Genomic DNA, 25,480 nt, shown 5'->3' on the forward strand with positions numbered 1-25,480 from the left:
ACCGTGACGGGCATGCGCCGCAACCCGCACGCCGACGACCTCGCCTACCTCCGCACCTTCGCCGACGACGACGTCATCGCGGTCGTCGAGCTCATCCGGCTCGGGGTCCCCGAGACGACGGTCTACCGACGATGTCGATCCGGCGGGCCGTGGCGCCTGCTCGCACCCGGCGTCGTCCTCCTGGCCACAGGTGTCCCCACGCGCCCGCAACGCCTCCGGGCCGCCCTCCTCCACGGAGGTCGAGGCGCCCAGATCACCGGCCTGGACGCCGCCCGGCTCCACGGCCTGCGTCGGGGCACGGTTCCCGACGACGTCCACGTGCTGATCCCGGGCGAGCGCCAGGTCCGCAGCGTCCGCCACGTGCTCGTCGAGCGGACGACCCGCCTCCTCCCGCCCGTCGTGATCGACGGTCTCCCCGTGGCGCCGATCGGCCGATGCGTGCTCGACGCCACGCGTCGGCTCACCGACCGGTCCGACGTCGCGGCCGTGCTCACCGAGCCCGTGCAGCGACGCATGGTGTCCCGCGAGGCCCTCGAGACCGAGCTCGACGCCGGCTGCCGGCGGGGCAGCGCGGTGCCGCGCTCCGTCCTCCGGGCGATCGCCGCCGGCGTGCGGTCGCCGGCCGAGTTCGCGGTCCGCGAGTGGTGGCTCGCGCGCCCCGAGCTGGGCGAGGCCTTGTTCAACGTCGCGATCCTCGACGTCCGCGGCCGCTTCGTCGGGATCGCGGACGTCTTCGACGCGGAGATCGGCCTCGTGGGCCAGGTCGACTCGACCGAGCACCACTTCATGACGCCGGACCAGGTCATCGAGACCGAGCGACAGCACCGGGCCTACCGGTCGGCCGGTCTCCACGTGATCGGCATCCGCCCGAACCGGCTCCGCCTCGATCCCGACGGCCTGCACCGGGACGTGCTCGACGCCCGCCGGGTCGCCGCGGCACTGCCGCCGGCCGAGGTCACGTGGCGGCCGGACCTGCCGTCGGCCGGCTGAACCGCGGTCGAGGATGCGGCGTTCCTGCCACTGGATGACAGCAACGACGCTTTCCTGCCACGGAGGCCGAGCTAGCGGCGCGCCAGGCGACGGCTCACGAGGCCCTTCGCCTTGCGCCAGCCCTTCTCGGCCACGCTGGTCAGGTCGGTCGTCGGCGTGACGATCACGCGGCGCATCTCGTAGGGCGAGTCGCCCCCCGAGGCGAGGCCGGCCGTCGTCGTGATGGCGCACCGGTAGCCGAGGTCCCGGGCGACGCGGGTGGTCACGTCCGAGTAGTCCGACGCCGAGCCGTTGGGGAACGCCAGGGTGTCGACGGTGATCCCGAGGCCCGACTCGAGGGCCGCACGCGACTCCCCCATCTCGACCCGCTGCCCCGGCTCGGTCTCGCGCTCCAGGATCGCGTGCGACACGGTGTGCGAGCCGATCTCGTGCCCGGCCGCGAGCAGCGACTTCGCGCCCGACCAGTCCATGAACAGCCCCTCGCCCACCGAGGACGTGGCGGGCGCGAGCAGCTCCGACACCCGCGCGACCTCGGCGACCCGCGACGCGTGGTCCAGCGTCTTCAGCGACGCCCGGACGGCGGCGTGCGCGGTCTCCCGCTCGGCCGGCGTCGACAGCGGGTGGATCGTGCCGTCGAACTCCAGCGACGCGGCCCGCGCCCCGTCGAACGCCGCCGACAGGTCCTCCCACCAGGCGCCGACCGTCCCGGAGAGGAAGCCGGGCACCAGGAAGAACGTCGCGGGCAGGCCGTGGCGCTCCAGCATCGGCACGCCGAGCTCGAGGTTGTCGCGGTACCCGTCGTCGAAGGTGAGCACGACGGCGCGGGACGGGAGCGGCTCCCCGGCCTCGATCAGCCCCAGCGCGGTCTGCAGCGGCAGCACGTTCGCGAACCGCGACAGCATCCGGAGCTGCTTGGCGAACCCGAGACGGCCCACGCCGGGCGGATCGGGGAACCCGGGCGTCGGGTCGATGTTGTGCCAGCCGAGCACGAGAAGCCGGTTGCCCATGGCCGTCCACCCTAGGTGGCCGACCTCACGGCCGCGGTCACCGCCTCCGCCACGAGTTCCCGACGACGGGCCGAGCGCCGCATCGAGCGCGAGAGCTCCAGGTGGACGAACACCGTGCCGTGCCGGGCCGCCAGGCGACCCTGCACGTTGCGGGTGCCGGAGAGGTCCTCGCAGCCCGGCTCGCCGCCACGCCGCACGCGCTCCCCGGACGCCGTCAGGCGCGCCACCGTCTCCTCCAGCACCACCGAGCCCGTGGCCGCTCCGGGCGAGACGACGGCATCGAGGTCCGGCCGGTCGGCGAACCCGTGCAGCTGCACCTGGGGCAGACCCAGCCGGACGACGAGCCCGGCCGCGAGGCGGGCGAACACGGAGTCCGGGCGGTGCGCCACGTCCGCCGGGCAGTCCGACCGCCGCCGGGCGTCGGCCGGCGCCCCCGCGGCGCGGTGCGCGCCCGCCTGCAGGTAGAGCGCGTCGTCGAGCCCCTCGGCCACCGCGACCCCGATCTGCTCGGTACGCAGGTCCGCCGCCGGGTGCGGCACCTCGACGAGCACGCCGGGCGGCACCCGCGGCAGCACGACCAGTCCCCACGCGCGCGGGCTCTGCGGGTCCGCGACCAGCGCGACCCGTCCGGCCACGCTCGTCGTCGTGAACCCGAGGGCGGCGGCGAGGCGCTCGACGTCGGCGGGGCCGGAGCCGTCGGCGATCGCCGCGGCGAGGGCGTCGGCGGTGGCGCGCTCGACCTCGTCGGGAGCCCGGTAGGGGCCGCTCGACCGCAGCGACGCGGTGAACCGGTCGACCAGGCCCGCGAGGGAGGTCACCGCCGGATCATGCCCGGGGACGCGGGCCCGGGCACGACGGCCCGGGCCGCAGGAGCCGCGTCAGGCGCCGGCCGGGTACGCCGGGCCCCACTCGGGGGCTCCTCCGAGGGGGCCGCCGACCGGGCCGGCGAGGGACGGGCGCGCCGGGGGCGGGTTGCCGAACGGCGGGGTCCCGAACGGCGCCACGTAGAAGGCCAGGGGACGCCGGGGCGCGTTGAGGAAGGCCGCGGCCTCCGGGTCGGGCTCGAAGGGCAGGGCCGCACCGAACGGCACGAGCGGCTCCACGTCCGGGAACGACTCCGACGACGACGACGACGACGACGACGACGCCGACGACCCGGACGGCTCCGACGACGGCGTCCAGGCCCCCGTCGCGCCGGGCTCGGCCCAGGCGGGCACGGGCCCGGACGGCCGACGGGTCGGACGCAGGGCGACGACCCGACGCACTCCTGGGGATCCCGACGACCCCGTCACCGGGCCGCCGTCCTCGGATGCACCACGGTCGTTGGTCGTACCGCAGGAACCTCGCTCCGCCATGTGAACCATTCTGGGAAGCCGTTCTGCGCAATCACGGTCGGGGGATCACGGTCCCACCCCGGGGTACACCCTCCGGCCGCACGCGGGGTCGTGACCGCGACCGGGTGCCGTCGGGCCGCCTCATCGTCCGGGGGAGCCACGCCCGGGACGGCCGAAACGTCCGACTTCGTCGGCCTCCGGAGTGACGGACCGTACATCCGGACCGGGCCGGAGACCGGCGTCACCGCGACCCGTCCCGGACGTTCCCCCTCCGGAGGACCCGTCACGGGACCCCGGTTTTCCGGACGTTCCGGGCGATCCGGGACGGAACGATCCGCGACCCCGGTGCCCTCCCCGACGATCCGGTAGCGGACGATGGCGTCCGCCCGTCCCGACGCCCGACCACGGTTCGTAGCCGACGACGCGGTCCGCTGCCCCGCGACCTGGAGGTGCTCCCTTGGAGAGACCCGCCCCCGACTTCAGCCGGTCGAACGCCCTGGCGGACCGCCTGCACGCGATGGTCCCCGGTGGCGCGCACACCTACGCCCGCGGCGACGACCAGTACCCCGAGGGCATGGCGCCGATCATCGAGCGGGGTCTCGGCGCCCGGGTGTGGGACGCGGACGGCAACGAGTTCGTCGAGTACGGCATGGGACTGCGGGCCGTCACGCTCGGGCACGCGTACGCGCCGGTCCTCGACGCGGTGCGCGACGTCCTGGGTCGCGGGGTCAGCTTCACCCGCCCCTCCACGCTCGAGGTCGCGGCCGCCGAGGACTTCCTCGCGACCGTCCCGGGTGCGGACATGGTGAAGTTCGCGAAGAACGGCTCCGACGCGACGACCGCGGCGCTGAAGCTCGCGCGGGCCGCCACCGGACGCGACCTGGTCGCGGTCGCCGATCAGCCGTTCTTCTCGGTCGACGACTGGTTCATCGGCACCACCGGCATGCACGCCGGCATCCCGGCCGCGACGCGCGGGACGACCGTGCGCTTCGGGTTCAACGACGTCGACTCGCTGCGCGCGCTCTTCGCCGCCCACCCGGGCCGGATCGCCGCGGTGTTCATGGAGGCCGCCACCGGCCTCGTCGCCCCCGAGCCCGGCTTCCTGGCCGCGGTCCGCGAGCTGTGCACGGCCGAGGGCACGGTCCTCGTCTTCGACGAGATGATCACCGGGTTCCGCTGGGCGGCCGGCGGGGCGCAGGAGGTCCACGGGGTCGTGCCCGACCTGTCGACGTGGGGCAAGGCGATGGGCAACGGCTTCCCGATCGCCGCCCTCGCCGGCAAGCGCGACCTGATGGAGCTCGGCGGTCTCGCCACCGACGCCGCCCGGGTCTTCCTGCTCTCCACCACGAACGGCCCGGAGACGGTGGGGCTCACCGCCTTCCGCGCGGTGGTGGCGGCCTACCGCACCGGCGACCCGGTCGGCGCCATGCGCCACGCGGGGGAGCGCCTCGCCGTGGGCGCGAACGCCGCCATCGAGGCCGAGGGGCTGCAGGACCACCTGCGCGTGGCGGGGCACCCGAACTGCCTGGTGTTCCTCACCCGCGGCCCGGACGGGCTGCCCTCGCAGGAGTACCGGACGCTCTTCCTCGCCGAGCTGCTGCGCGGCGGGGTGCTCGGGCAGTCGTTCGTCGTGTCGGCGGCGCACACCGACGCCGACGTCGACCAGACGGTGCAGGCCGTCGCCGACGCCCTGCCCACCTACCGCAAGGCGATCGAGCACGGCTCGACGGCGGGCCTGCTCGAGGGCCGGCCGGTCGCGCCGGCCCTGCGCACCCACGCGGCGCCGCGGCGCCGCTGACGTCCCCGCCGGACGGGCGGGCGGGCGGGTCTCAGACCCCGACGACCGCCCGTCCGTCGTACTGCGCGGCCAGCTCCTCGGGCATCGGCGCGAGGTCCGAGCAGCGCCGGAAGTCCCGCAGCGAGGTCCCGGAGCACTCCGAGTCGACGTTGCGCGAACCGCGGTGCGCCTCGACGTCGTCGATGTCGACGACGCGGAAGTCGATCGAGAACCGGGTGCGCCCGGAGGTGTTGGGCACCGACGAGTGCAGCTGGTTGCCGGAGAACACCATCATTCCGCCGACCTCGGGCACCACGCGGACCTGCGGGTCGAGCTCGACGGGCTCCTCGGGCGTCGGCTGGTCGCGGGTGTCGGTGCCGATCTGCGAGGCGGCGCTGAACCGGCTCGTCCGGTTCCACGCGTCGTAGTCGTAGCGACGGGACCCGTTCTTCAGGCCCTGGGTCATGTACTTCGGGTGGAACGCCATGACGTTGTCCGCCGACACCGGGTAGACCGGCATCCACCAGTTCGTCTGACACATCGGCGCCGAGTACCAGGTGTCGCGGTGCGGGTGGAACGCGAACGCGATGCCCGTCGTCAGGTAGTCGTCCGAGGTCGAGGTGCGCAGCCGCGGCACGTCGAAGTACGTGCGCTCCAGGTCGCAGCCACGCTCCTCGAGGATGGCCGGCAGCAGCTCCTTGCACCGCGGGTGGTGGATGAACCGGGGCTTGAGCTCGGCGAGCAGCGCCGCGAACTCCCGGACGTCCATCTCGTACTGCGCGAGCTCGGGGTTCAGCCCGCCCGCCCCGCAGCCCGCGAACGCCTCCTCCACCAGTTCCCGGGTGAACTGGACGAGCGCGAGGGTCGCCGGCGTCGCGCCGTAGACCATCACGTCACCGGAGTAGAGGTGGTCGCGTCGCGTCGCGTCGTCGAACGACGGATTCGAGAGAACGTTGGTCACGTCGGCCCCCTTCGCGCCGGGTTCTCCCCACTGCGGGGGAACCTTCTGGCTACCGAGACGTCGCACGGTAGTCATGGGTTGTCCGGTCGGGTCCATCGAGGTACCCGAAAGGCCTTCCGGGTCCGGACGATCAGGACGATTCGATCACCGAACGTCTTCCTGCGGTGGTTCATTCGGGAAGGAATACGACACATGGCGCACATCGCGTCGCTCTCCCAGCTGCAGACCCCGCCGTGGGCGTCGGTCGACGGACAGCTCGTGCCCTACTCCGACGTCCGGATCCACATCTCCGCCGAGGCCCTCACCCGGGCACTGTCGGTCTTCGAGGGCGTCAAGGGTTACTGGGACCCGGCCAGCGAGACCTTCTCGCTGCGGACCCCGCGCGAGCACTACGAGCGGCTGCTCCGGTCGGCGAAGCTCTTCCACATCCCCGTGGAGTTCGACTACCCGGAGTTCCTGCGCCGTCTCGAGCAGCTCGCCGCCGAGCTCCTCGTCCGCGAGCGGGACCTCTGGTTCCGCCCCACCCTCTACGTCACCGAGGGCCACTGGGGCGAGGGCACGCACGCGTCGCTGGTCATCACCGCGTTCACCCAGCAGAAGGAGTCCGGCGAGCCGATGCGCCTCGGCGTCTCCACCTGGCGCCGCGGCACCGACGTCGACCTGCCGACCCGGGTGAAGAGCAGCGCGAACTACGTCGTCGCCCGCCTCGCGCGGATCGAGGCGCGCCGCCTCGGGTACGACGACGCGATCCTGCTCAACCGCGAGGGCCGCGTCGCGGAGGCCACCGGGGCCTGCGTGGTCGCGCTGCTCGACGACGAGGTCGTGGTGCCGCCGTCGTCGGAGGGGGCGCTGGACAGCCTGACGGTCCGCATCCTCGAGCGGATCTGCCGCCGCGACGGCCTGCGCCTCGTGCGGCGCCCGATCGACCGGACCGAGCTGCTGGCCGCCCAGGAGGTCGGGATCGCGGGCACGATCTCGGAGCTGACGCTCGTCTCCGAGATCGACGGGTTCACGTTCCCGGTCGACGGCGTGCTCGCGCGCCTGCGCGCCGCCTACCTGCGGGCCATGCGCGGCGAGGACCTCCTCGACGGCGTGGAGATGGTCGCGACCGACGCCGGTCGCGCGCTCGTCGCGTCCTAGAACGCCCGACGCCGGGTGGCCGCGCCACCCGGCGTCGGGAAGGTCCTACAGGACGCCGCGGACGATGTCGGCGAGCTCGCGCGCCATGTGCGCGGAGGTGAACCGGGTCTCGACGTCCTTGCGGCCCGCCGCGCCCATCGCGGCCGCCCGCTCCGGGTCGGAGAGCAGCTCGCCGATGGCGGCGGCCATCGCGGCCGGGTCGTCCGGCGGGACTAGCAGGCCGGTCCGGCCGTGGTCGACGTAGTGGTCCATGCCCGGGTTGTCGGTCGCGACGACGGGTCGGCCGCTGGCCAGCCCCTCCAGCGCGACCGTGAGGCCCGCACCGACCGGGTTGGAGCGCAGCGCGATCGCGACCACCGTCGAACGCCGGTAGAGCCCGCGCATCGCGGCGTTCATCCGGCGGGCGTGCACCACCCCGGCGTCGGGCGCGAGGGTGACCGGGATCGTCGTCGCGAGCTCCAGCCACGCGGGCACCCCGCCCGCCCGCACCTGCTCGACGGCGGCCACCAGCGTGCCGTGGTCGCGGTTGCGGTCGTCGCCGACGCTGGTGATCGTCACGCCGCCGGGGTCGCGGTCGTCCCACGGCTGCTCGGGGTAGAAGTCGGGGTCGATCCCGAGGGTCACGCCGTGCACCCGGCCGGGGTCGACGTCCCAGTGCTCGCGCAGGATCGGGACGACGCCCGGGGACTGGCTGAACATCCCGGCCGCCCGCTTGAGCGCCCGCGTCGTGGCGAGGCGCTCGGAGCGGCCGAGCAGGTCGGGCCGCTCCAGCCAGCCGATGCCGGTGACCACGGGACGGCGCGGCGAAGTGTAGAGCGCCGGCACCCCGGTGCGCTCGTCCATGCACAGCAGCGCGTCCGCGCCGCGACGCTGGACGGCGCCGGTCAGCGCGGTCACGGCCTCGTACCCGTCGAGCCGGTTGCGGACCTTGCGCGACGCGTAGGCGACCGCCCCGCGGGCCGGGTGGCGGAACGTGACGACGTCGCCGTCGTCGCCGATGTGGTGCAGGCCGTAGGGGGTGTGGTCCGGAATCTCGCCCCGCGCGTTCCGGAGCCGGTACTCCTCCACGTCGAGCTCCTCGGGCAGCTCCACGTGCACGTGCATGTCCCGCTCTCCCCCTGTGCGCTCGTCCGTCACCCGTCCGTGACCCGTTCGGGCTACCGCGACGCTACCCATGTCCGGTCCCGGCCCGAACGCCGGATGTCGGGGCGCCATGGTCGCATCCGCCGGGCAACCCCCGTCGCCCTCGCACGTCCTTGGGTTCGGTGGTGCGTACCAGGTGCGCCGGGCACCCGACAGGACCCGAACGGCGCATCGCTACCGTGGTCCGAGCCCGAACGGGTTCCCGCCCGGGCCGGCCCTGGCCCCCGACAGGACGGAAGACGAGATCTTGCCCGGAAGAGCACTCATCCTCGTCGAGAACCTCTCGGTGCCGTTCGACCGTCGCGTCTGGCAGGAGGCCACGACGCTGCGCGACCACGGCTGGGACGTCGAGGTGATCTGCCCGCGGGGTGCCGCCCGCGACACCGAGCGCGAGGCGACCGTCGACGGCGTCCGCATCCACCGGTACCCGCTGGAGGCGGCGTCCGGGGGCCCCCAGGGCTACCTCAAGGAGTACGCCACCGCGCTGTTCCACTCGGTGCGGCTGGCCCGGAAGGTGCACCGCCGCGAGCCGGTGGACGTCGTGCACCTCTGCAACCCGCCGGACCTGCTCTTCGTCGTGGCGCTCGTGCTCAAGGTGCTCAGCGGCGGGCGCACGAAGGTCGTCTTCGACCAGCACGACCTCGTCCCCGAGCTCTACCTCTCCCGCTTCCGCCCGAAGCGCGACGCGCTGTACTGGGCCCTGCGCCTCACGGAGTTCCTGACCTACCGCACCGCGGACGTCGTCATCTCCACCAACGAGAGCTACCGGTCGAAGGCCGTCGGCCGCGGACGCGTGCGCGGCGACCGGGCCTTCACGGTCCGCAGCGCGCCCGCCCTCGACCGCTTCAAGCAGGTCCCGCCGGAGCCCGAGCTGGCCCGCGGCAAGGAGCACCTGCTCGTCTACCTCGGGGTCATGGGCCCGCAGGACGGCGTCGACTACGCGGTCCGCGCGCTCGCCCGGCTCGGGGAGCGACGCGACGACTGGCACGCCGCCTTCCTCGGCGGCGGCGACGCGTTCGACGACGTCGTCGACCTCGCGCACCGGCTCGGCCTCGACGACCGGGTCACCTTCACCGGCATGGCCGACACCCCGGACGTGCAGCGCTACCTCTCGACCGCGTGCCTGGGCCTCGCCCCGGACCCGCTGAACCCGCTCAGCGACCTGTCCACCATGAACAAGATCATGGAGTACATGGCGATGGGCCTGCCGATGGTGTCGTTCGACCTCACCGAGGGCCGGGTCTCCGCCGGCGACGCGGCGCTCTACGCCCGCCCGAACGACGTCGACGAGTACGCCTCGCTCGTCTCCGACCTCCTCGACGACCCGGTGCGCCGCAAGCAGATGGGCGAGGTCGGCCGCGCGCGCGTCGCCGGCGCCCTCTCGTGGTCGCACTCCCAGACCTCGCTGCTCGCCGCGTACGCGACGGTGGACCCGGCCCGCCGGTGACCTCCCCCGCGCCGACGCGCGGCTCCGGCCCGCTGCGCGTCCTCGTGGTCGGCCAGGCCGAGGGCACCCCCGGAGGCATCTCCTCGGTGCAGCGGCTGCACGTCCGCTTCCTCGGCGCGCGGGACGACGTCGTGGTCCGGGTGGTCACCACCTACGACGAGGTCGGGCTCGCCCGGCGACTGCGGCTGATGGTCGGCGGGATCGCCCGGGCGGCGGCGCTGATCCTCGCGGGCCGCGTCGACGTGGTGCACCTGCACGTCGCCAAGGGCCTGTCCGCCGTCCGCAAGGGCCTGATCGTCGCGGTCGCCCGCCTCCGCGGGGTCCCGACGGTGCTGCACACCCACGCCGGCGCGTTCGCCGAGTGGTTCGACGGCCTGCCCGCGCCCGTGCGCCCGGTCGTCGCGTGGCTGCTGCGCGCCGATCGCGTGATCGTGCTGGCCGACGGTGCCCGCGCGACGTACACGAGCCGGCTGGGCATCCCGCCCGAGCGCGTCCCCGTCGTCGCGAACCCGGTGGAGTGGCCCGCGACGCTGCCGGCGCGGGACCCGCACGCGAACGTTGTGCGCGGGGTCTTCCTGGGCCGGCTGATCGACCGCAAGGGCGTCTTCGACCTGATCGACGCGATCGCCGGGCTCCACGTCGCCCACCGCGAGCGGCTGCACGTGACCCTCGCCGGTCACGGCGACGCCGACGCGGTGCACGCCGCGGTCACCGCGGCGGGTCTCGACGGCAGCGTCGAGGTGCGCAGCTGGATCGGCCCGGAGGAACGCGACGCGCTGCTGCGCGACGCCGAGCTCCTCCTGCTGCCCAGCTGGTGGGAGGGCCTGCCGATGTCGGTCCTCGAGGGGATGGCGTGGGGGCTCTGCCCCGTCGTCACCCCGGTCGGTGGCCTCGCCACCCTCGTGCGCGACGGCGACAACGGCGTCGTCGTCCCGGTGAACGACCCGGCGGCCCTCGGTGCCGCCCTGGACAAGCTGCTCTCCGACGACGAGGTCCGGATTCAGCTCGGAGCCCGGGCCCGCGAGAGCGTCGCGCCGTTCGGCGCCGACGCCTGGGCGGACCGACTCGTGGATCTCTACCGCGAGCTCCTCGTCCCCGACCAGCACGGAAGGAAGTCCCACAGTGGCTGACCGCAGCGAGCACGGCACCGTGCTCACCTACGACCCGATCGAGTTCCCGTTCTCGACCGTCGTCGCGAAGATCCTCGACACCCCGGACCTCGAGAAGATCCACGAGCTGGGTCGGCGGGCGGACGTGGACAACCACGACCAGGACTCCGACGACCACTCGCTGTTCTACCGCGAGTACGAGCAGGTGCGGGACCTCTACGACCGTTTCCTCGTCGAGTGGATCCTGCCCCAGTACGGCGAGGACCTCGCCGTGCAGCGCGTGCCGACCTTCCGGGTGCACCGCCCCGGCAGCGTGGCCGTGTCCGAGTTCCACAAGGACTCCGACTACAACCACCAGCCGGCCACGCTGAACTACTGGCTGCCGCTGACCCGCGCCTACGGCACGAACTCGATGTGGATCGAGGACGCCCCGGGCAGCGACACCTACTCGCCGGCCGTCGTCGAGCCCGGTGAGGTGTTCCGGTTCGACGCCGTGAACAACCGGCACGGCAACTACGCGAACGACACCGACACCTCGCGCGTGAGCTTCGACTTCCGCGCGATCCCGCTGCGACTCTTCGTCGACGAGGGCAAGTCCACCGTCAACGCGAAGCGGCGCATGGACCTCTCGGGCTACTACCGGAAGCTGAACGCGGACGGGACGTTCGGCGACTAGGTGCTTCGCAGGTGAGCACTAATCCGTGCTCTGACACGGAATAGTGCTCACCTGCGCGGAGCGCACATCTCGTCGATCCCCCGGGTCGCCCGCCAGCCGAGGACGGACGCGATCCGCGACGCGTCGGCCACCACCCGCGCGGGGTCACCGGGGCGGCGACCGGCGATCACGTGGGGCACCTCGCGCCCCCGCGCCGCCGACACCGCGGCGATCACCTCGAGCACGCTCGTCCCCTCGTTGCGGCCCACGTTGAGCGCCCCGGGGGACCGGCCGTCGAGCAGCGCCGCGGCCGCCGCCACGTGGGCCTCGGCGAGGTCGGAGACGTGCACGTAGTCGCGCAGGCACGTGCCGTCCGGGGTCGGCCAGTCGTCGCCGAACACCGTCACCGGCTCGCCGGTCAGCGCGGCCCGCTCCACGAGCGGGAGCAGGTTCGTCGCGCCCCGGTCGGCCAGCGCCGCCGATGCGGTCCCGGCCACGTTGAAGTAGCGCAGCGCGGTCCAGCCCAGGCCCTCGGCCTCGGCGTGCCGGCGCACCGCCCACTCCCCCGCGAGCTTCGTCTCGCCGTAGGGGCTGGTGGGCAGCGTGGGCCGGTCCTCGGTGACCGGCTCGGCCGACGTCTCGCCGTAGACCGCCGCGCTCGAGGAGTACAGGAAGCGGCCGATGCCCGCGGCCGTCGCGGCGCGCAGCATCGCGACGGTGCCGCCGACGTTGTGCTCGTAGTAGCTCAGCGGCTTCGCGACCGACTCCGGCACGGACTTCTTCGCCGCCAGGTGCACCACCCCGGCCACGTCCCGACGACGGGTCAGGTCGGCCAGGACCGCTCCCAGCCCGGGGTCGAGCAGGTCGTGGCGCAGGAGCTCGACGTCGTCGGGAAGACGCTCGACGAGCCCGGTCGACAGGTCGTCGAGCACGACGGCGTCGTGGCCCGCGGCCCGCAGGGCCCGCAGCACGTGCGACCCGATGTACCCGGCACCGCCGGTCAGCAGCCAGGTGGAGCTCCGGACGTCCATCGGCGGTCACCCTAGCCAGCGCCGGGGGCAGCACCCGGTGCCGGGCCCGCCGCCCCGGCCCGGTCCGAACCCGCACGAGTAGCATCCGTGTCGATGAGTACCCGGTCCACGGCGATCGCGCGCGGCGTCGCGATCCAGGTGCTCGCCAAGTTCTCGGCGCTGCCGCTGTCCATGGTCACCCTGGGCATCGCGACCCGCTACCTCGGCGAGGGCGGCTACGGCATCCTCGCGACCGCCGTCGTCTTCGCGCAGACGTTCGAGGCGTTCACCGAACTCGGACTCGGCACGATCATCGTGCGCCGCGTGGCGGGCCTCGGCGGGAACCTCGAGCGCCTCGTCGGGATCAACACCTCGTTCTCGACGCTGTACGCGGTCCCGCTGGCGATCATCGCCGCGATCGCGGGCTTCGGGGTGTACTGGGGCGACGGCGAGCAGCAGGCCGCCGTCGCCGTCCTCGCCGTCGGGCTGATCTTCACCACGGTCTCGTCGTGCTACGAGCCGGTGTTCGACGTCAAGGTGCGCTACTCCTCGGCGGCGTCGGCGGAATTCTTCTCCCGGGTGCTCACGCTCTCCGCCGCCGCCTCGGTCGCGTTCTTCGACTGGGGCCTGCTCGCCATGTGCGCCGTGCAGATCATCCCCCAGGCGCTGCGCCTGGCGATCCAGTGGTGGGGCGCCCGGCGGCTCACGCAGCTGACCTGGGTGACCGACTGGCCCGAGATGTGGCGCCTCCTCAAGGAGGCCTTCCCGCTCACGGTCATCTCGATCATCGCGGTGCTCTACTGGCGCGCCGACGGCCTGCTCCTGTCGATCCTCGGCACCTCCGAACAGATCGGCGGGTACTACGCCGCCCTGCAGATCGCGTTCACCCTGACGCTGATCTCGCAGGTCTTCGAACGCTCGGTGCTCTCGACGATCAACGAGACCTACAACTCCGACCGCGCCCGCTTCGCCCGGGCGGTCGACCAGGGCTACCGCTTCCTGCTGCTCGTCGGCTTCCCGATCGCGGTGATCGGCTGGCCGCTCGCCCAGCGGATGGCGAACCTCGTCGGCGGCCAGGACCGCGTGGGGCCGTTCGCCGGGCCCCCGCTGCAGTTCTTCTTCATCGCCGTGGCCATGACGTTCCTGTCGGCGATCGTCTCCGACGGCCTCATCGCCGCCCACGAGCAGCGATACCTCACGACGATGTCGACGATCAACCTCGTCATCAACATCGTCGGCAACATCATCCTGATCCCGCACCTGGGCGCCGTCGCCTGCGGCATCATGCTGATCGTCACCGAGACGATCGGGGTGCTGGCCTCGCAGTGGCGGCTCCGTCGCCACGGGGTGCACCCGCTGCCGTTCGCCTACCTCGCGCGGCTGGTGCCGGCCGGGCTCCTCGCCCTCGGTGCGATCTGGCTGACCTACGACCTGCCGCTGCTGGTCCCCCTCGCCGCGGGCGGGATCGCCTACTTCGGCGGCGCGCTGCTGGTCGGCGCCATCCCGCCGGCGATGCGCAACGCCCTGCTCGGGGCGCTGCGACCCAAGAGCCTCGACCGCATGGAGGCCGAGGCCGCCGCGGAGAACGCCGAGGACGGGATCGGGGTGGCCCCGTCCGCCCCGACCGTCGACCCGCGGATCGACCCGGCTGGGGTGGGCCTGGACGCGGCGACGACCGTGCTGCCCGGCATGGCGCGGGTCCCCGAGGGACGCAGCGCGCTCGACGCCGAGACCGCCCAGATGCGCCCGACGGTCGCCGCGGGCACCCGCACCACCGCCCGCCGGGACCTCGCCGACATCACCGACGTGCCGACGATGGAGCTCGACATGGCCGCGCTCCAGACGATCCGGATGCGCCAGCAGGGCAAGTTCGTCGAGATGCGCGTCATCCGGAAGGGCTGACCGGGGCGGGCGCCGGGTCACTCCCGCCGTCGTGCCACCATCGCAGCCGCATTCGGACGGACGGCGGCGAAGGAGACAGCAGGTCGTGTCGGGTCGTGAGTTGGCGGTCCTGATCGTGTCGTACCGACGGGCCGACCTGCTGGACCGGGCGCTGCGCAGCGTCGAGAAGTACCTCCCCGACTCCCCGGTGCACGTGTGGGACAACGCGTCGTCCGGGTCGCGCGAGGTGCGCGAGCTGGCCGGGACGTGGCCCCAGGTGCGGTGGACGTTCTCGTCGTCGAACCTGGGCTACATCGCCGCGATGAACCGCCTCGCGGCGCAGTGCCCGGACGCCGACATGCTGCACCTCAATCCCGACGCCGAGCTCATCGGGCCGTTGGCCGCGGCGCGGGAGGCACTCGCCCGGCCCCGGGTCGCGGCGGTCTCGCCGACCGTGCTCGACCCCGACGGCCGGGAGCGGCCGTGGGACGTCGCGCACCGCGAGCAGAGCGTCGTGCGCAACCTGCTCAACGCCGCGGGCTACGCGAAGCGGCTGCGGGAGCACCCGTACCTCGCCGGGCTCTCCGACCTCTACCCGGAGACCCCGCACGACGTCGACGGCTACATGGCCGGGTGCTGCCTGCTGCTCTCGCGGGACGCCTGGAACGCCCTCGGCCCGTTCGACGAGCGTTTCTTCGTCTACGGCGAGGACGCCACGTGGCAGCCCGCCGCCCGCCGCGCCGGGTGGACCCTGAAACTGGTCGACGACGACGGCCCGCAGGTCCGCCACGCCGCCGCCGGCACCCAGACCGGCGACCCGCTCGCCTCGCAGCGCGGGGTCGACCTGCTACGCGCCGCCCAGGTGATGGCCCTCGGCAACACGGGCAACCGCGGGCCCGGCACGGTCTTCTCGCTCGGCACGGCGGTCCTCGACCGGGTGCAGCGGTCGAAGCGCTCCGACCGTCGCCGTCGTCGGATCGCGCTGACCGAGCAAGCCGCGGGGCGGCCCGGCGTCGTCGTGACCACCAACGACCTCGACCTCGGCGGGGCCGAGCGGCAGCGGGTGCTGCTCGCGAACGCGCTCGTGGCGCGGGGGCACCCGGTCACGATGGTCTGCCTGCAGGGCCTCGGCCTCTACACCGCCGAGCTCGACCCGCGGGTGCGGCTCGCCTTCGTCCCCTTCTGGCAGCCGACGGTGGAGGTCGCGGGCGACGAGGCCGTCGTCGTCGGCGGGGTGACCAACACCGAGGTCGCCTTCGCGCGGGCCTGGCGCGCGCTGGGCCGGGTGTCCGGGCAGCAGCGGCGCTGGATGCCCGCGACGCACGACCCGGCCCACCTCGACCGCGCCACCTACTCCGAGGCCCTCGCCCGGAACCTGCGCTCCGCCGACGGGCTGCTGGTCCTCTCGGCGCAGCACCACGTCGACCTGACCCGGCACCAGGCGCTCACCGACGTCGTGATGGCGGCCCCGAACGGCATCCCGACGGCGGCCCCGATCCCGTTCCGGGCGACCGGGCCCGGACCGGTCCGCTTCGCGATGCTCACCCGCGTCGTCGAGTACAAGAACCCGCTGCTGCTCATCGACGCGCTCCTCGCGACCGGGCGCGACGACTGGACGCTGGACGTCTTCGGCGACGGCCCCGACAAGGCCCGCCTCGAGGCGCGGACCCCCGCCGCCGCCCGCGACCGGGTGCGGTGGCGCGGGCAGGTGTCAGGACCCGACGCCGCGTTCGCCGAGACCGACGTGCTCTGCGTCCCGAGCGACTTCGAGGCGTTCCCCCTCGTCATGGTGGAGGCGATGACCCGCGGCGTCCCCGTGATGGCCTCGGCCAGCGGCACCGTCCCGGAGATGCTGGCCGACGGCGCGGCGGGAGTGGTCGTCGCGCCCGCCACCGTGGAGGCCTGGACGGCGGCCCTCACGACGGTCCTGGCCGATCGCGAGCGGCTGGCCGGCCTCGGCGCCGCCGGGCGGGAGCGGGCCCTGGAGCTCTACACCGACGCCGCCATGGCCGACGCCTACCAGCGGGCGTTCGTGCGGCTGTTCGGCCACCCGATCCCCGACGGTCCGGGCGACCCCGCGGAGCTGCTGTGAAGGTCCTCTGGCTCTCCCCCTGGCTGCGCACGCTGACCCGGGTGCAGGTCGACGCGCTGACCGCCGCGGGCCACGAGTGCCTGGTGGTCACCACCGACCAGCACTACGAGAAGGTCGCGGCCCGACCCGACGAGCGGGTCCTCGACCCCTCGATCAAGAACCCGCGCACGCTGCCCGCCCTCGCCCGGGTGACCGCGGAGGCGCGGCGCTTCGCTCCCGACGTCGTGGTCTCCGAGCTGATGCACGACCCGCGTTGGCTGCCCATGACACGGCTCGCGCCGCTGGTGCAGGTCGTGCACGACGACCGGCCCCACGACGCGACCGAGGAGCGGCCCTGGCACCGCCGCGCCGTGCTCGACCACCAGACCCGGTCGGCGGCCGCCGTCGTCGCTCCCAGCGCGCACGTGGCCGCCGTCCTGTCGGCCCGGTTCGGGCGACGCGTCGACGTCGTCCCGCTGACCTCCGACGTGCCGGAGTCCGCCCTGCCTCCGGTCCCGGTGGGTGCCGCCGAGCGGCGTGACGTCGTGCTCCTGGGACGGATGTCGCCGTACAAGAACGTCGAGGTGGCCCTGCGGGCGTGGGCGGCGCACGTCCGGTCGCCGGAGTACCGGGGCGACCGGCTGCTGCTGCTCGGCAACGGTCCGCTCTCCGAGCTCGACCTGCCCGCGCACGTCGAGTGGCGGCGCGAGCACTTCTCCTACGCCGACGTGCTGCCCGATCTCGCGCGGGCGAAGGCGTCGCTGGCCCACTACCGGCTGGCGACCCAGAGCGGCGTGCAGGTGCTCTCGATGCAGCTCGGCATCCCCACGATCGTCTCCGACTCCGGTGGTCTGCCCGAGTTCAGTCCGTCCTCGTTGCCGCCGCTGCCGGTCGACGACGTCGCCGGACTGGCCGCGGTGTTCGGCCGGCTCGCCGACCCGACCGTGGCGGCCGAGGTGGGTGCCGCCGCGCGGGAGCACTACCTGGCGCACTTCTCGGCCGACCACGCCGCCGAGGGCTGGACGACCGTGTTCTCCCGGGTGGCGCACCGCTCGCCCTCCTGAGCGAAGGGCCCCTCCGCTCGGACTGGCGGGCGGTGGGCGCCCTTCGCCACGGTCGGGGCCGGTCGGGGCCCGTCGCGAGAGCTACACCAGGCAGCTTGCGGGGGCCCATCGACCTGCCTCACGTCGCCCTCGCGGGACGCCGGGAGCGACGTCCCACCGCGAGAGCTACACCAGGCAGCTTCCGGCGCCCTCGGACCTGCCCCACGTACCTCTCGCACAACGACGACGGCCCGGCTCCGGAGCGGGTGCTCCGGAGCCGGGCCGTGGTCGGGTCGGGCCGGTCAGGCGTCGCGCGAGCCGCCGCGGTCCGAGTCGCTCGAGGCGGCCGAGCCGACCCGGTTGGGCGTGCCATTGGGCCGCGGACGCGGCGTCGGGCTGGGGCCACCCTTGCGCCGCATGTCGACGGCCACGGTGTCGGCGTCGAGGCCGGCGGACCGTGCGGGCGGGGTGTGCCCGCCCGGCGCCACGTTCGGCGTCGAGGAACCGGACGCCGACGAACCGGCCGACGCGGACGCCGAGGAACTCTTCGGCTTGATCGACACCGGCTTGCCGGGCGCGGGGCGCCGCGGGGTCGGGGACGAGTTCGACGTGCCGACCGTGGTGGTCGGGGCGTCGTCCGGCGCAGCAGCAGCCGTCGTGGCCGCGGGCCGGGCGGCCGCACCGTTCTGCGCGGACGGGCTCGGCTTCGGCGCCGACCCGGGCGTGGGCTTGCCCTGACCGTTCTGCCCGCCGGCTGGGGCACCGTTCGCGGCCGCCCCCGGCTTCGGCGTGCCCGCGGCCGGCCCGGAGGGCGCCTTCGGGCCCGGGCTGCCAGGGGTCGCCGTCGCGTTCTGACCGCTGCCGGCCGACGCACCGGGAGCGGGCTTCTGCTGCCCCTGCCCCGAGGGCGTCCCGTTCGGCCCGCTGCCGGTGGCACCTGGCTTCTGGCCGTTCGGCGGCTGCTTGGAGCCACTCTGCGCAGCGCCCTGGGGCTGACCGTTCTGCGGCTGCTTCGGGCCGCCCTGCCCGCCGCCCTGGGGCTGACCGTTCTGCGGCTGCTTCGGACCGCCCTGCGCGGCGCCCTGTGCCTGGCCGCCCTGCGGCTTCGGCCCGTTCTGCTGCGCGCCCTGGCCCGGGGCGGGCTTCTGCGGGCTGCCGTTCGGGCTCGCGGCGGCCGCGGGCTTCGCGTTGCCGGGACCGGACGGCGCCGGAGCGGCCCGACCGGCCTGGTTCGCCCCGGCGTTCTTGGCGCCCGGACTCGGCGCGGCACTGCCCGACGACGGTGCGGCAGCCCCCGACGGCGAGGGCTTGGACGGCGACCCCGGACCCGGGCGACCGTTCTGCCCCGAGGGCCCGGACGACGACGGCCCCGACGGGGTCGCCCCGTTCTGCCCCGCGGGGGCGGACGGCCCCTTCGGACCGTTCGGCGGACCGGAGCCGGCTCCCGGCTTCGACGGTGCCTGCGCACCGGCCTGCTGGCCCTGCTGACCGGAACCCTGCTGACCCGACTTCGAGGCCGAGCCCGCTGCCGCAGCTGCTGCGACCGCGGCTCCGGCGGCCGCCGCGCCGACCTTGGCGCCGCCGCTCTCCTTCGGCGCCGGCTGCGGCGACTTGGCCGACGGACCGGACTGGCCGGACGCCGCCGGGGACGACTTCCCGGGCGGGTTCGGGCTCGACGGCCCGGAGCCCTCGGTCGCGGCCGGGGTGCCGGCGCCACCGGAGGACGAGCCGCCCGACTCGGCGTCGCGACCGCCCTGCACGCGCTGCGTGGCCTCGGACGACCCCGGGCCCGCGCCGCGCGCCGCCGCGAGCTGGGCGGCGGAGACCGGCATGGTCGGGGTGGGGTCGACGGCCGGCTGCGGGGCGGGTGGCCCCGCGGGGCGCGGCGGGGGCGGCAGCGGTCGGCCGGGCGGCGGGTAGTAGCCGGGCGGGGGCCCGAGCGCCGGGTTCGCCCCGGTGGGTGGGCCCATCATCGGTGGACGGGCGCCCTCGGGGTCGGTGGACACCCACGCGAGCACCCGGCTGCCCGTACGCCGGACGAACTGCGAGCCGTAGAGGACCACACCGATCAGGACCAGCAGCAGACCGGCGATCGCGCCACCCGCGACCCGCAGCACCGAACTGGACTGGCTCTGCGTCGGGGTGGAGGGGTCGCCCGTGACCTGCGTGCTGATCCGTGGCGGCTGCCCCGCGGCCGGCGTCTCGAGGACCTCGACGGCCTGGGTGAAGGACTGGGTGACCGCCCGCGCGGCGCGGACCGCGTCGTCGGGGGTCGAACCGCGCACGTCGATCGAGAGCACCGTGGTCTCGCTGCCGGCGTTGCCCGTCACGCGCGAGGCGAGGTCGGGCTCCGAGATGCCGAGCTGCTGGGCGGCCGGGCCGAGGACCTGGTCGCTCGTGACGAACTCCGCGTACGTCGACATCCGCTGGTTGACGTACTGGTTGGCGTTGTAGACCTCGTCGGCGTCACCGCCCCCGCCACCGGAGATGAGGACCTGGGACGAGGAGGTGTAACCCTGCCCCGACACGCGCAGGTCCACCACGAGCCCCACGACGGCGCCGAGCACGGCACCGAGCACGAGCACCCACCACGCCTTGCGTAGCGCTGACGTCACGGTCATCGGTGTGCTCACTCCTCCATGGTGCCTGCGGGGACGGCAGGACGTCGGGGGGGACCCGGCGGACGCATCGGCCCGGCGCCCATGGGCGGGCCCGGTCGGCGCATCGCATAGGACGGCCGGACCGGCCACGGCGACCACGTGGCGAACGCCGAGAGCGCCGCCATGAGGGTGACCGTGGTGATGATCGCCGGTCGGTCGACGAGCATCGTCTGCAGGCTGGACTGCGCCGCGAGACACGCGAGGCCCATCCCGACGACCACGACCATCGGGGCGCCGGGAGATCGTCGACGCCACGAGAGCAGGACCGTGGAGAGGATCCGGGTGCCGGCGAAGGCGTAGGCGAACAGGCCGAGCACACCCATGTACAGCCAGATCCGCAGGTACTGGTTGTGGATGTACGGCCGCGGGTCGACGTACGGGCGGCTGAGGTCGTTGTTGTACTGCGGCAGCTCGCCGCCGTAGTACTGCCCGACGCCGACGCCCACGAACGGCTGCCGTTCGAGCGTCGCGTACGCGGCGGCGTTCTCGCGCAGGCGGTCGGGGAGGCTGTCCTCGCCGTAGGCCTGCCCGGTGACCACGCTGGTGGCGCGCAGGGCGATCGCCTTGGCCTGCCCGCCGGCGAGACCGGTGAGCGCCACGCTCAGCCCGATCGCGCCCACGACGACGAGCACGGCGGCGCGGCGCACGAGGCCCTTCGGCCCGTGGGTCACGGCCGCGACGGCGACGATCAGCAGGATCAGCGGCGCCCACGTGGAGCGGTTGAAGCTCGCCGCCTCGTGCAGCACGCCGATGAGCACCAGCCCGATCCACAGCCACCGGGGGCGGCGCGGCATGAGGGCCGAGAGCAGCAGGATCAGCAGCGGCGCCCACATGTCGAGCGTGGGGCCGGAGAGGCGCGCGACGTCGGAGGTGTCCGACCCGGTGATGACCGAGCTGCGCTCGTCGACGAGCAGGCGCGACCAGCCCGCCACGGAAGCGACGAGCACCACCGAGCTGCAGACCGCGGCGATCGACAGCATCACCGAGATCAGCTGGTGGGGTCGGCGCGCGAAGGCGAAGTAGACGGGGAAGAAGGTCGCGACCATCAGCAGCGCGCGGTAGTTGTCGATCATCAGGCTGAACGCCCCGCCGAGCGCGAGCGCCGCGACCGCACCGACGGTGGCGGCCACCAGGATCGCGACGATCGGCCACGTGAACGCCGGCCGCGGCGACCGGGCGATCCCGCGCCCCCGCAGGAGGAGCACGAAGGCGAGGACCAGCGCCACCTCGAGCACGGTCGGTGTGACCGGCCCGAGCTTCACCAGGTCGACCTTCTCGGGGAAGACGCCGATGCCGGTGAACAGCAGCGCCGCCGACGACCACCGCGGGTCGGCCTTCTTCCACGTCCACACCGCGGCCGCGAGCACCGGGATCAGCGGGAAGATCGCGAGCCCGGTGAGCCCGTAGCCCGCGATGGAGAACGCGGCGATGCCGACGGTGATCTTGCCGACCGGGGTCCGCAGCCCGGTGACCACGAGGTCGCGCAACGCCTCGTGCATCACGGCCTGGTTCAGCTCGACCATGCGTCGTCGCGACCGGATGGTGAAGGGCGCGAGGTCGCGCGACCACGGGCCGGGCCGCAGCAGGGAGCACGCGAGCAGCGAGACGATGAAGCCCGCGACGGCGCCGAGGATGCCCCACCACCGGGCCTCCTGGACCCCGTGATCGACGGCCGGCCCGCCGGTGCTGACGACCCGGGCGGTGACCTTCGAGTTCGCCGAGCCCGGGTAGCGCTCGCTGCCGACGACGACGTCGGCGAGCGCCTGCGCCGCGGTGCCCGCGTCGGCCGAGACGGTCGCGGCGTCGTCGGAGGTGACCGTGACCTCGAGGATCTCGGTGGCCGTGAGGTGCTTCGAGGAGATCGAGACCGTGGCCGGGTCGAACGGCGTGGCCCCCGGGCGTGCCCCGAGCTCGGCGGCGCGCCGGGAGACGGCCTCGCTGCCGCCGAGGGACTCCCACGTGGTCAGCCGGTCCTGCACGTAGCGGGAGCCACGGGCGATGTTCGCGTCCGTCTCCATCGTCGAGTTGAAGACCACCTCGGAGGTGCTCTGCCAGCGCCCGACCGAGGCGAACACCCCGGCGAACGTGACGCCCCCGGCGAGCAGCGTGGTCAGCACCACGACGGCGACCGCCACCCGCAGGTGCGGGCTGCGCCGTCCCGACGGCGGGCCGGGCTGCTGCTGCGGGACCCGGGGTCCGGGCGCGACGCCCGGTGCCCGGTGGGCCTCGACTGCCGTCATGCCTCGCGTCCCATCCCTCGATCGTGTCCGTCCGGCCGTACGGTTCCGGTCACGCGTGCGGCCGAGCCCGACGGCGGCGTCTCGCCGCTCCGCCCGGGCAGTCTAGGGCCGACCCCCGACAGCACGGTCACCCGCCGGTGAGCAGGGCCGATCGGAGCAGCCGTCCCGCAAGACGCCGCGCCGCACCCGGGGGTGCCTCGTCGGTGACGTGTGCCACCTCAGGGGCGGGGCTCCGCCACCCGCACCACCGGGTCGACGACCACCCAGCGCCCACCCCCGGCCTCGACCTCCGGGATGCGGTCGCGCATCTCCCCGAGCAGGTCGGTGACGAACAGCACGACCTCGTCCGGCCCCCGGCGGGCCACCTCGTCGGGCGCCACGATCGGCACCGGCACACCGGGGAAGCGCCGCCCCTGCTTGCCCGGCGACCCGTCGGCCACCGCGGGCAGCAGGTCCGGCCCGATGTGCGCCCGGTTGAGCAGCGGCACCGCGCGCGAGGCCGCGGCGTAGCCGAGCACCGAGCGCCCCGCGTCACGCACGGCGGAGAGGTGCTCGGCCAACGCGTCGGCGCTCGCGGCGGTGGCCCCCTCGAGGGTCCCGACGACGGCGGGGTCCAGCACCCCCGCGGCGGTCTCCGCCTCGACGAGCGCGGTCACCGACGCCGGGTCCGCCGGCCCGTCCACGCCCGTGCGCCGGGCCGCCAGCAGCACCGTCCCGCCGTAGAGGTCGAACCGGAACGCGTGCGTGGCCTCGAAGCCGACCTCGGCGAGCATCCGCACCAGCACCGGCGTCGAGTAGTAGGCGAAGTGCCCGTGCCGCAGCGCGTTCCACCCGCCGTCGGCGACGATCGCCGCGAGCGTGTGGAACTGCAGCAGCAGCGTGCCCTCCGGCGCCACGGCCGCCGCGCGGCGCGCGAGGCCCGCGGCCTGGTCCGCGTCGTGCATGAGCCCGAAGCAGTCGATGACGAGGTCCGCGCCGACACCCTCCGGCACCGGCGCGAGCCCGACGGCGTCCAGCAGGTCGAGCCACGAGCCGCCGTGCGGGCTGCCGAACTCGGTCACCGTCGTCCGGGCCGCGCCGTCCGGCGCCGTCAGCAGCCCGGCGTCGCGCACCCGGCCGACGGCGTCGCGGGCCTGGTCGACCATCGCCTGCGGCTCCGCCCCGCGCGGCTCCTCGGGCGTCGTCGGGTCCTCGGCGAGGTTCGCGAGACCGCAGTCCCCGCACAGCCACATCCGGAGCGGGTGGACCGGGTCCGGGCCCGGGTCGTCGAGGGCCGGGAAGTGGTCCGCGGCCGGCTGGTCGCCGAGGTCGAGCACGACCGTCCCCGACGTCGAGCCGCACCAGCGGCAGGTGATCGTCTCGCTGACCTCGCGGGTCACGGTGGGTCCTTCCTGACGACGGATGGGAGGCTGCGCGGCATGGAGGTTCGCACGAGCGCGATCGACGGTGTCCTGGTGTTCGTCCCCACGCCCCACACCGACGACCGCGGCTTCTTCACCCGCACGTTCGACACGGCGATCGGGGCCGAGCACGGCGTGGATCTCGGTGCCCTGGCCCAGGACAGCCAGTCCCGGTCGCGGGCGGGGACGATCCGGGGCATGCACGGCCGGCGCGGCGCGGGCGAGGCGAAGCTCGTGCGGGTCGCCCACGGCGCGGTGCACGACGTCCTCGTCGACGCCCGCCCGCACTCCCCCACGTTCGGCACGGTGGCGGCCTTCCGGCTCGACGACGTCGACCACCACCACCTCTACGTGCCGGCGGGGCTGCTCCACGGCTTCCAGGCGATCTCCGACGCCGACGTCTGCTACCGGATCGACCGGCCGCACGCCCCGGGCGAGGACATCGGGGTGGCCCACGACGACCCCGACCTGGCCATCGTCTGGCCGGTCGAGGTCACCGCCATCTCCGAGCGCGACCGGACGGCCGGCTCGTGGAAGGACCTGGTGGAGACGCTCTGAACCAGGTCTAGACGGGCCGCAGCGTCGCGTCGAGCGTCCCGGCCTCCTGGCGCGCGTGCAGGACGGCGAGGCGGGTGAAGCGCCGGTCGAACGTCTCCTGCGTGAGGCCGCGGGCGCGGTACTCCCGCAGGAGCTCGGCGGCCCCGTCGGCCACCGACCACGCGGCCCGGAACTCCGGCAGCTCCTTCTCGATGCGCGAGAAGTCGACGCGGTAGGAGCGCGGGTCGCCGCCGGTCTCGCCGGTGACGATCAGCTCCGCCTCGGGCACGGCGACCTTGACGGCCTCCGCGATGTCGCGCACCTGCACGTTGTTGTCGGTGCGGCCGACGTTGAACGCGCGGGCCCGCACGACCTCGGCGGGCGCCTCCATCGCCGCGATGGCGGCGGCGACGATGTCGCGCCCGTGGCAGAGCGGACGCCACGGCGTGCCGTCGCTCATCACGAGGATGCGCCCGGAGAGCACGGCGTGGCCGACGAGGTTGTTCAGCACGATGTCGGCCCGCAGCCGCGGCGAGAAGCCGAAGGCCGTCGCGTTGCGCATCGACACCGGCACGAACTCGTCCGACGCCAGGTCCACCAGGTCGGACTCGACGCGCACCTTCGACTCGGCGTAGGGGGTCACCGGCTTCATCGGCGCCTCCTCGTCGAGCACGTCGGCGGTGCCGGACGCGCCGTACACCGAGCAGGTCGACGCGTAGACGAACCGCCCGACGCCGGCCTCCTTGGCCAGCCGCGCGAGCCGCGTCGAGGCGTGGTGGTTGATGTCGTAGGTGTGCTCCGGCGCGAGCGAGCCCAGCGGGTCGTTCGACAGCGCCGCGAGGTGGATGACGGCGTCGAAGCCCTCCAGCTGGTCGACGGTGACGTCGCGCAGGTCGACGGCGAGCGCCGGCGGGTCGGGCTGCTCCAGCTCCCCGAGGATGCAGTCGGCGTAGAGCCCGGAGTCGAGGCCGGTGACCTCGTGGCCCGCGGCGGCGAGCATCGGGGAGGCCAGGGTCCCCAGGTAGCCCTGGTGGCCGGTCAGCAGGACGCGCACGTGCAACAGCTCCGTTCGGTG

The 25,480-nt window shown here is 74.3% G+C and carries 20 protein-coding genes; 10 read left to right on the top strand and 10 right to left on the bottom strand.

Annotated elements, in window-relative coordinates:
• Positions 1–12: 12 nt before the first annotated feature.
• Positions 13–990, top strand: coding sequence for a hypothetical protein (locus QSK00_RS00985; protein WP_285586547.1), 978 nt, complete (start codon positions 13–15; stop codon positions 988–990).
• A gap of 71 nt (positions 991–1,061) precedes the next feature.
• Here the strand turns inward: QSK00_RS00985 and QSK00_RS00990 are convergent, their stop codons facing one another.
• Genes QSK00_RS00990 through QSK00_RS01000 form a run of 3 tightly spaced genes read right to left on the bottom strand, consistent with a single transcriptional unit; the run spans position 1,062 to position 3,214 of the window.
• Entirely contained in the window at positions 1,062–1,997 is a 936-nt protein-coding gene (locus QSK00_RS00990; RefSeq protein WP_285586549.1) for a polysaccharide deacetylase family protein, read from the bottom strand.
• Positions 1,998–2,008: 11 nt separating this feature from the next.
• On the bottom strand, positions 2,009–2,815 hold the full coding sequence (locus QSK00_RS00995) for a hypothetical protein (RefSeq protein WP_285586551.1): 807 nt from the start codon (positions 2,813–2,815) through the stop codon (positions 2,009–2,011).
• Between the two features lie 60 nt (positions 2,816–2,875).
• The gene (locus tag QSK00_RS01000) at positions 2,876–3,214 is read right to left on the bottom strand and encodes a hypothetical protein (protein ID WP_285586553.1); all 339 of its coding nucleotides are present in this window, start codon (positions 3,212–3,214) and stop codon (positions 2,876–2,878) included.
• Between the two features lie 574 nt (positions 3,215–3,788).
• Between QSK00_RS01000 and QSK00_RS01005 the strand changes: the two genes are divergently transcribed.
• The gene (locus QSK00_RS01005; RefSeq protein ID WP_285586556.1) at positions 3,789–5,129 is read left to right on the top strand and encodes a glutamate-1-semialdehyde 2,1-aminomutase; all 1,341 of its coding nucleotides are present in this window, start codon (positions 3,789–3,791) and stop codon (positions 5,127–5,129) included.
• A gap of 31 nt (positions 5,130–5,160) precedes the next feature.
• On the opposite strand, the gene QSK00_RS01010 is transcribed toward QSK00_RS01005, so the two are convergent.
• The gene (locus tag QSK00_RS01010) at positions 5,161–6,069 is read right to left on the bottom strand and encodes a phytanoyl-CoA dioxygenase family protein (RefSeq protein WP_285586558.1); all 909 of its coding nucleotides are present in this window, start codon (positions 6,067–6,069) and stop codon (positions 5,161–5,163) included.
• Between the two features lie 192 nt (positions 6,070–6,261).
• Here QSK00_RS01010 and QSK00_RS01015 point away from each other — a divergent pair, with 192 nt between their 5' ends.
• Positions 6,262–7,209 carry an aminotransferase class IV gene (locus QSK00_RS01015; protein ID WP_285586560.1) on the top strand — a complete coding sequence of 316 codons (948 nt, stop codon included), beginning with the start codon at positions 6,262–6,264 and terminating at the stop codon, positions 7,207–7,209.
• Positions 7,210–7,254: 45 nt separating this feature from the next.
• Here QSK00_RS01015 and QSK00_RS01020 read toward each other — a convergent pair whose 3' ends face one another.
• Positions 7,255–8,313: a glycosyltransferase family 4 protein gene (locus QSK00_RS01020; RefSeq protein WP_285586562.1), complete on the bottom strand. Its 1,059-nt coding sequence runs from the start codon at positions 8,311–8,313 to the stop codon at positions 7,255–7,257.
• 286 nt (positions 8,314–8,599) lie between these two features.
• On the opposite strand from QSK00_RS01020, the gene QSK00_RS01025 reads away from it, so the two are divergent.
• Genes QSK00_RS01025 through QSK00_RS01035 form a run of 3 tightly spaced genes read left to right on the top strand, consistent with a single transcriptional unit; the run spans position 8,600 to position 11,584 of the window.
• A complete protein-coding gene (locus QSK00_RS01025; RefSeq protein ID WP_285586565.1) occupies positions 8,600–9,799 on the top strand; it encodes a glycosyltransferase family 4 protein in 1,200 nt (399 codons plus the stop codon).
• Positions 9,796–10,929 (top strand): glycosyltransferase family 4 protein, encoded by a 1,134-nt coding sequence (locus QSK00_RS01030; RefSeq protein ID WP_285586566.1) that lies wholly within the window; start codon positions 9,796–9,798, stop codon positions 10,927–10,929. The genes QSK00_RS01025 and QSK00_RS01030 overlap by 4 nt, the downstream gene beginning before the upstream one ends.
• Positions 10,922–11,584, top strand: coding sequence for a hypothetical protein (locus tag QSK00_RS01035; protein WP_285586568.1), 663 nt, complete (start codon positions 10,922–10,924; stop codon positions 11,582–11,584). The genes QSK00_RS01030 and QSK00_RS01035 overlap by 8 nt, the downstream gene beginning before the upstream one ends.
• 47 nt (positions 11,585–11,631) lie before the next feature.
• On the opposite strand, the gene galE is transcribed toward QSK00_RS01035, so the two are convergent.
• Positions 11,632–12,594 (bottom strand): UDP-glucose 4-epimerase GalE, encoded by a 963-nt coding sequence (gene galE, locus QSK00_RS01040; RefSeq protein WP_285586570.1) that lies wholly within the window; start codon positions 12,592–12,594, stop codon positions 11,632–11,634.
• Between the two features lie 93 nt (positions 12,595–12,687).
• Here galE and QSK00_RS01045 point away from each other — a divergent pair, with 93 nt between their 5' ends.
• The 3 genes from QSK00_RS01045 (at position 12,688) to QSK00_RS01055 (ending at position 17,589) form a co-directional block, all read left to right on the top strand.
• The gene (locus QSK00_RS01045; protein ID WP_285586572.1) at positions 12,688–14,475 is read left to right on the top strand and encodes a flippase; all 1,788 of its coding nucleotides are present in this window, start codon (positions 12,688–12,690) and stop codon (positions 14,473–14,475) included.
• 85 nt (positions 14,476–14,560) lie between these two features.
• Positions 14,561–16,546 carry a glycosyltransferase gene (locus QSK00_RS01050; RefSeq protein WP_285586574.1) on the top strand — a complete coding sequence of 662 codons (1,986 nt, stop codon included), beginning with the start codon at positions 14,561–14,563 and terminating at the stop codon, positions 16,544–16,546.
• Positions 16,543–17,589, top strand: coding sequence for a glycosyltransferase family 4 protein (locus tag QSK00_RS01055; RefSeq protein WP_285586575.1), 1,047 nt, complete (start codon positions 16,543–16,545; stop codon positions 17,587–17,589). The genes QSK00_RS01050 and QSK00_RS01055 overlap by 4 nt, the downstream gene beginning before the upstream one ends.
• Positions 17,590–17,870: 281 nt before the next feature.
• On the opposite strand, the gene QSK00_RS01060 is transcribed toward QSK00_RS01055, so the two are convergent.
• The 3 genes from QSK00_RS01060 to QSK00_RS01070 all read right to left on the bottom strand — a co-directional run bounded on the left by QSK00_RS01060 (position 17,871) and on the right by QSK00_RS01070 (position 23,847).
• Positions 17,871–20,189, bottom strand: coding sequence for a Wzz/FepE/Etk N-terminal domain-containing protein (locus QSK00_RS01060; protein ID WP_285586577.1), 2,319 nt, complete (start codon positions 20,187–20,189; stop codon positions 17,871–17,873).
• A gap of 8 nt (positions 20,190–20,197) precedes the next feature.
• A complete protein-coding gene (locus tag QSK00_RS01065) occupies positions 20,198–22,468 on the bottom strand; it encodes an O-antigen ligase family protein (protein ID WP_285586579.1) in 2,271 nt (756 codons plus the stop codon).
• Between the two features lie 218 nt (positions 22,469–22,686).
• A complete protein-coding gene (locus QSK00_RS01070; RefSeq protein ID WP_285586581.1) occupies positions 22,687–23,847 on the bottom strand; it encodes a class I SAM-dependent methyltransferase in 1,161 nt (386 codons plus the stop codon).
• 39 nt (positions 23,848–23,886) lie between these two features.
• On the opposite strand from QSK00_RS01070, the gene QSK00_RS01075 reads away from it, so the two are divergent.
• Positions 23,887–24,426, top strand: a complete 540-nt coding sequence (locus tag QSK00_RS01075) for a dTDP-4-dehydrorhamnose 3,5-epimerase family protein (protein ID WP_285586583.1) — start codon at positions 23,887–23,889, stop codon at positions 24,424–24,426.
• Between the two features lie 7 nt (positions 24,427–24,433).
• On the opposite strand, the gene QSK00_RS01080 is transcribed toward QSK00_RS01075, so the two are convergent.
• Positions 24,434–25,459, bottom strand: a complete 1,026-nt coding sequence (locus tag QSK00_RS01080; RefSeq protein ID WP_285586585.1) for an NAD-dependent epimerase/dehydratase family protein — start codon at positions 25,457–25,459, stop codon at positions 24,434–24,436.
• Positions 25,460–25,480 lie beyond the last annotated feature (21 nt).

It is taken from the genome of Actinomycetospora sp. NBRC 106378 (genome assembly GCF_030269685.1).
In the GTDB taxonomy this organism is placed as follows: Bacteria; Actinomycetota; Actinomycetes; order Mycobacteriales; family Pseudonocardiaceae; genus Actinomycetospora.

What these genes read in the sequence shown, in the direction of transcription:
- QSK00_RS00985 (WP_285586547.1), top strand. Translation starts at nt 13, where the DNA reads ATGCGCCGCAACCCGCACGCCGACGACCTCGCCTACCTCCGCACCTTC.
- QSK00_RS00990 (WP_285586549.1), bottom strand. Translation starts at nt 1,997, where the DNA reads ATGGGCAACCGGCTTCTCGTGCTCGGCTGGCACAACATCGACCCGACG.
- QSK00_RS01015 (WP_285586560.1), top strand. Translation starts at nt 6,262, where the DNA reads ATGGCGCACATCGCGTCGCTCTCCCAGCTGCAGACCCCGCCGTGGGCG.
- QSK00_RS01020 (WP_285586562.1), bottom strand. Translation starts at nt 8,313, where the DNA reads ATGCACGTGCACGTGGAGCTGCCCGAGGAGCTCGACGTGGAGGAGTAC.
- galE (WP_285586570.1), bottom strand. Translation starts at nt 12,594, where the DNA reads ATGGACGTCCGGAGCTCCACCTGGCTGCTGACCGGCGGTGCCGGGTAC.
- QSK00_RS01045 (WP_285586572.1), top strand. Translation starts at nt 12,688, where the DNA reads ATGAGTACCCGGTCCACGGCGATCGCGCGCGGCGTCGCGATCCAGGTG.
- QSK00_RS01060 (WP_285586577.1), bottom strand. Translation starts at nt 20,189, where the DNA reads ATGACCGTGACGTCAGCGCTACGCAAGGCGTGGTGGGTGCTCGTGCTC.
- QSK00_RS01065 (WP_285586579.1), bottom strand. Translation starts at nt 22,468, where the DNA reads ATGACGGCAGTCGAGGCCCACCGGGCACCGGGCGTCGCGCCCGGACCC.
- QSK00_RS01075 (WP_285586583.1), top strand. Translation starts at nt 23,887, where the DNA reads ATGGAGGTTCGCACGAGCGCGATCGACGGTGTCCTGGTGTTCGTCCCC.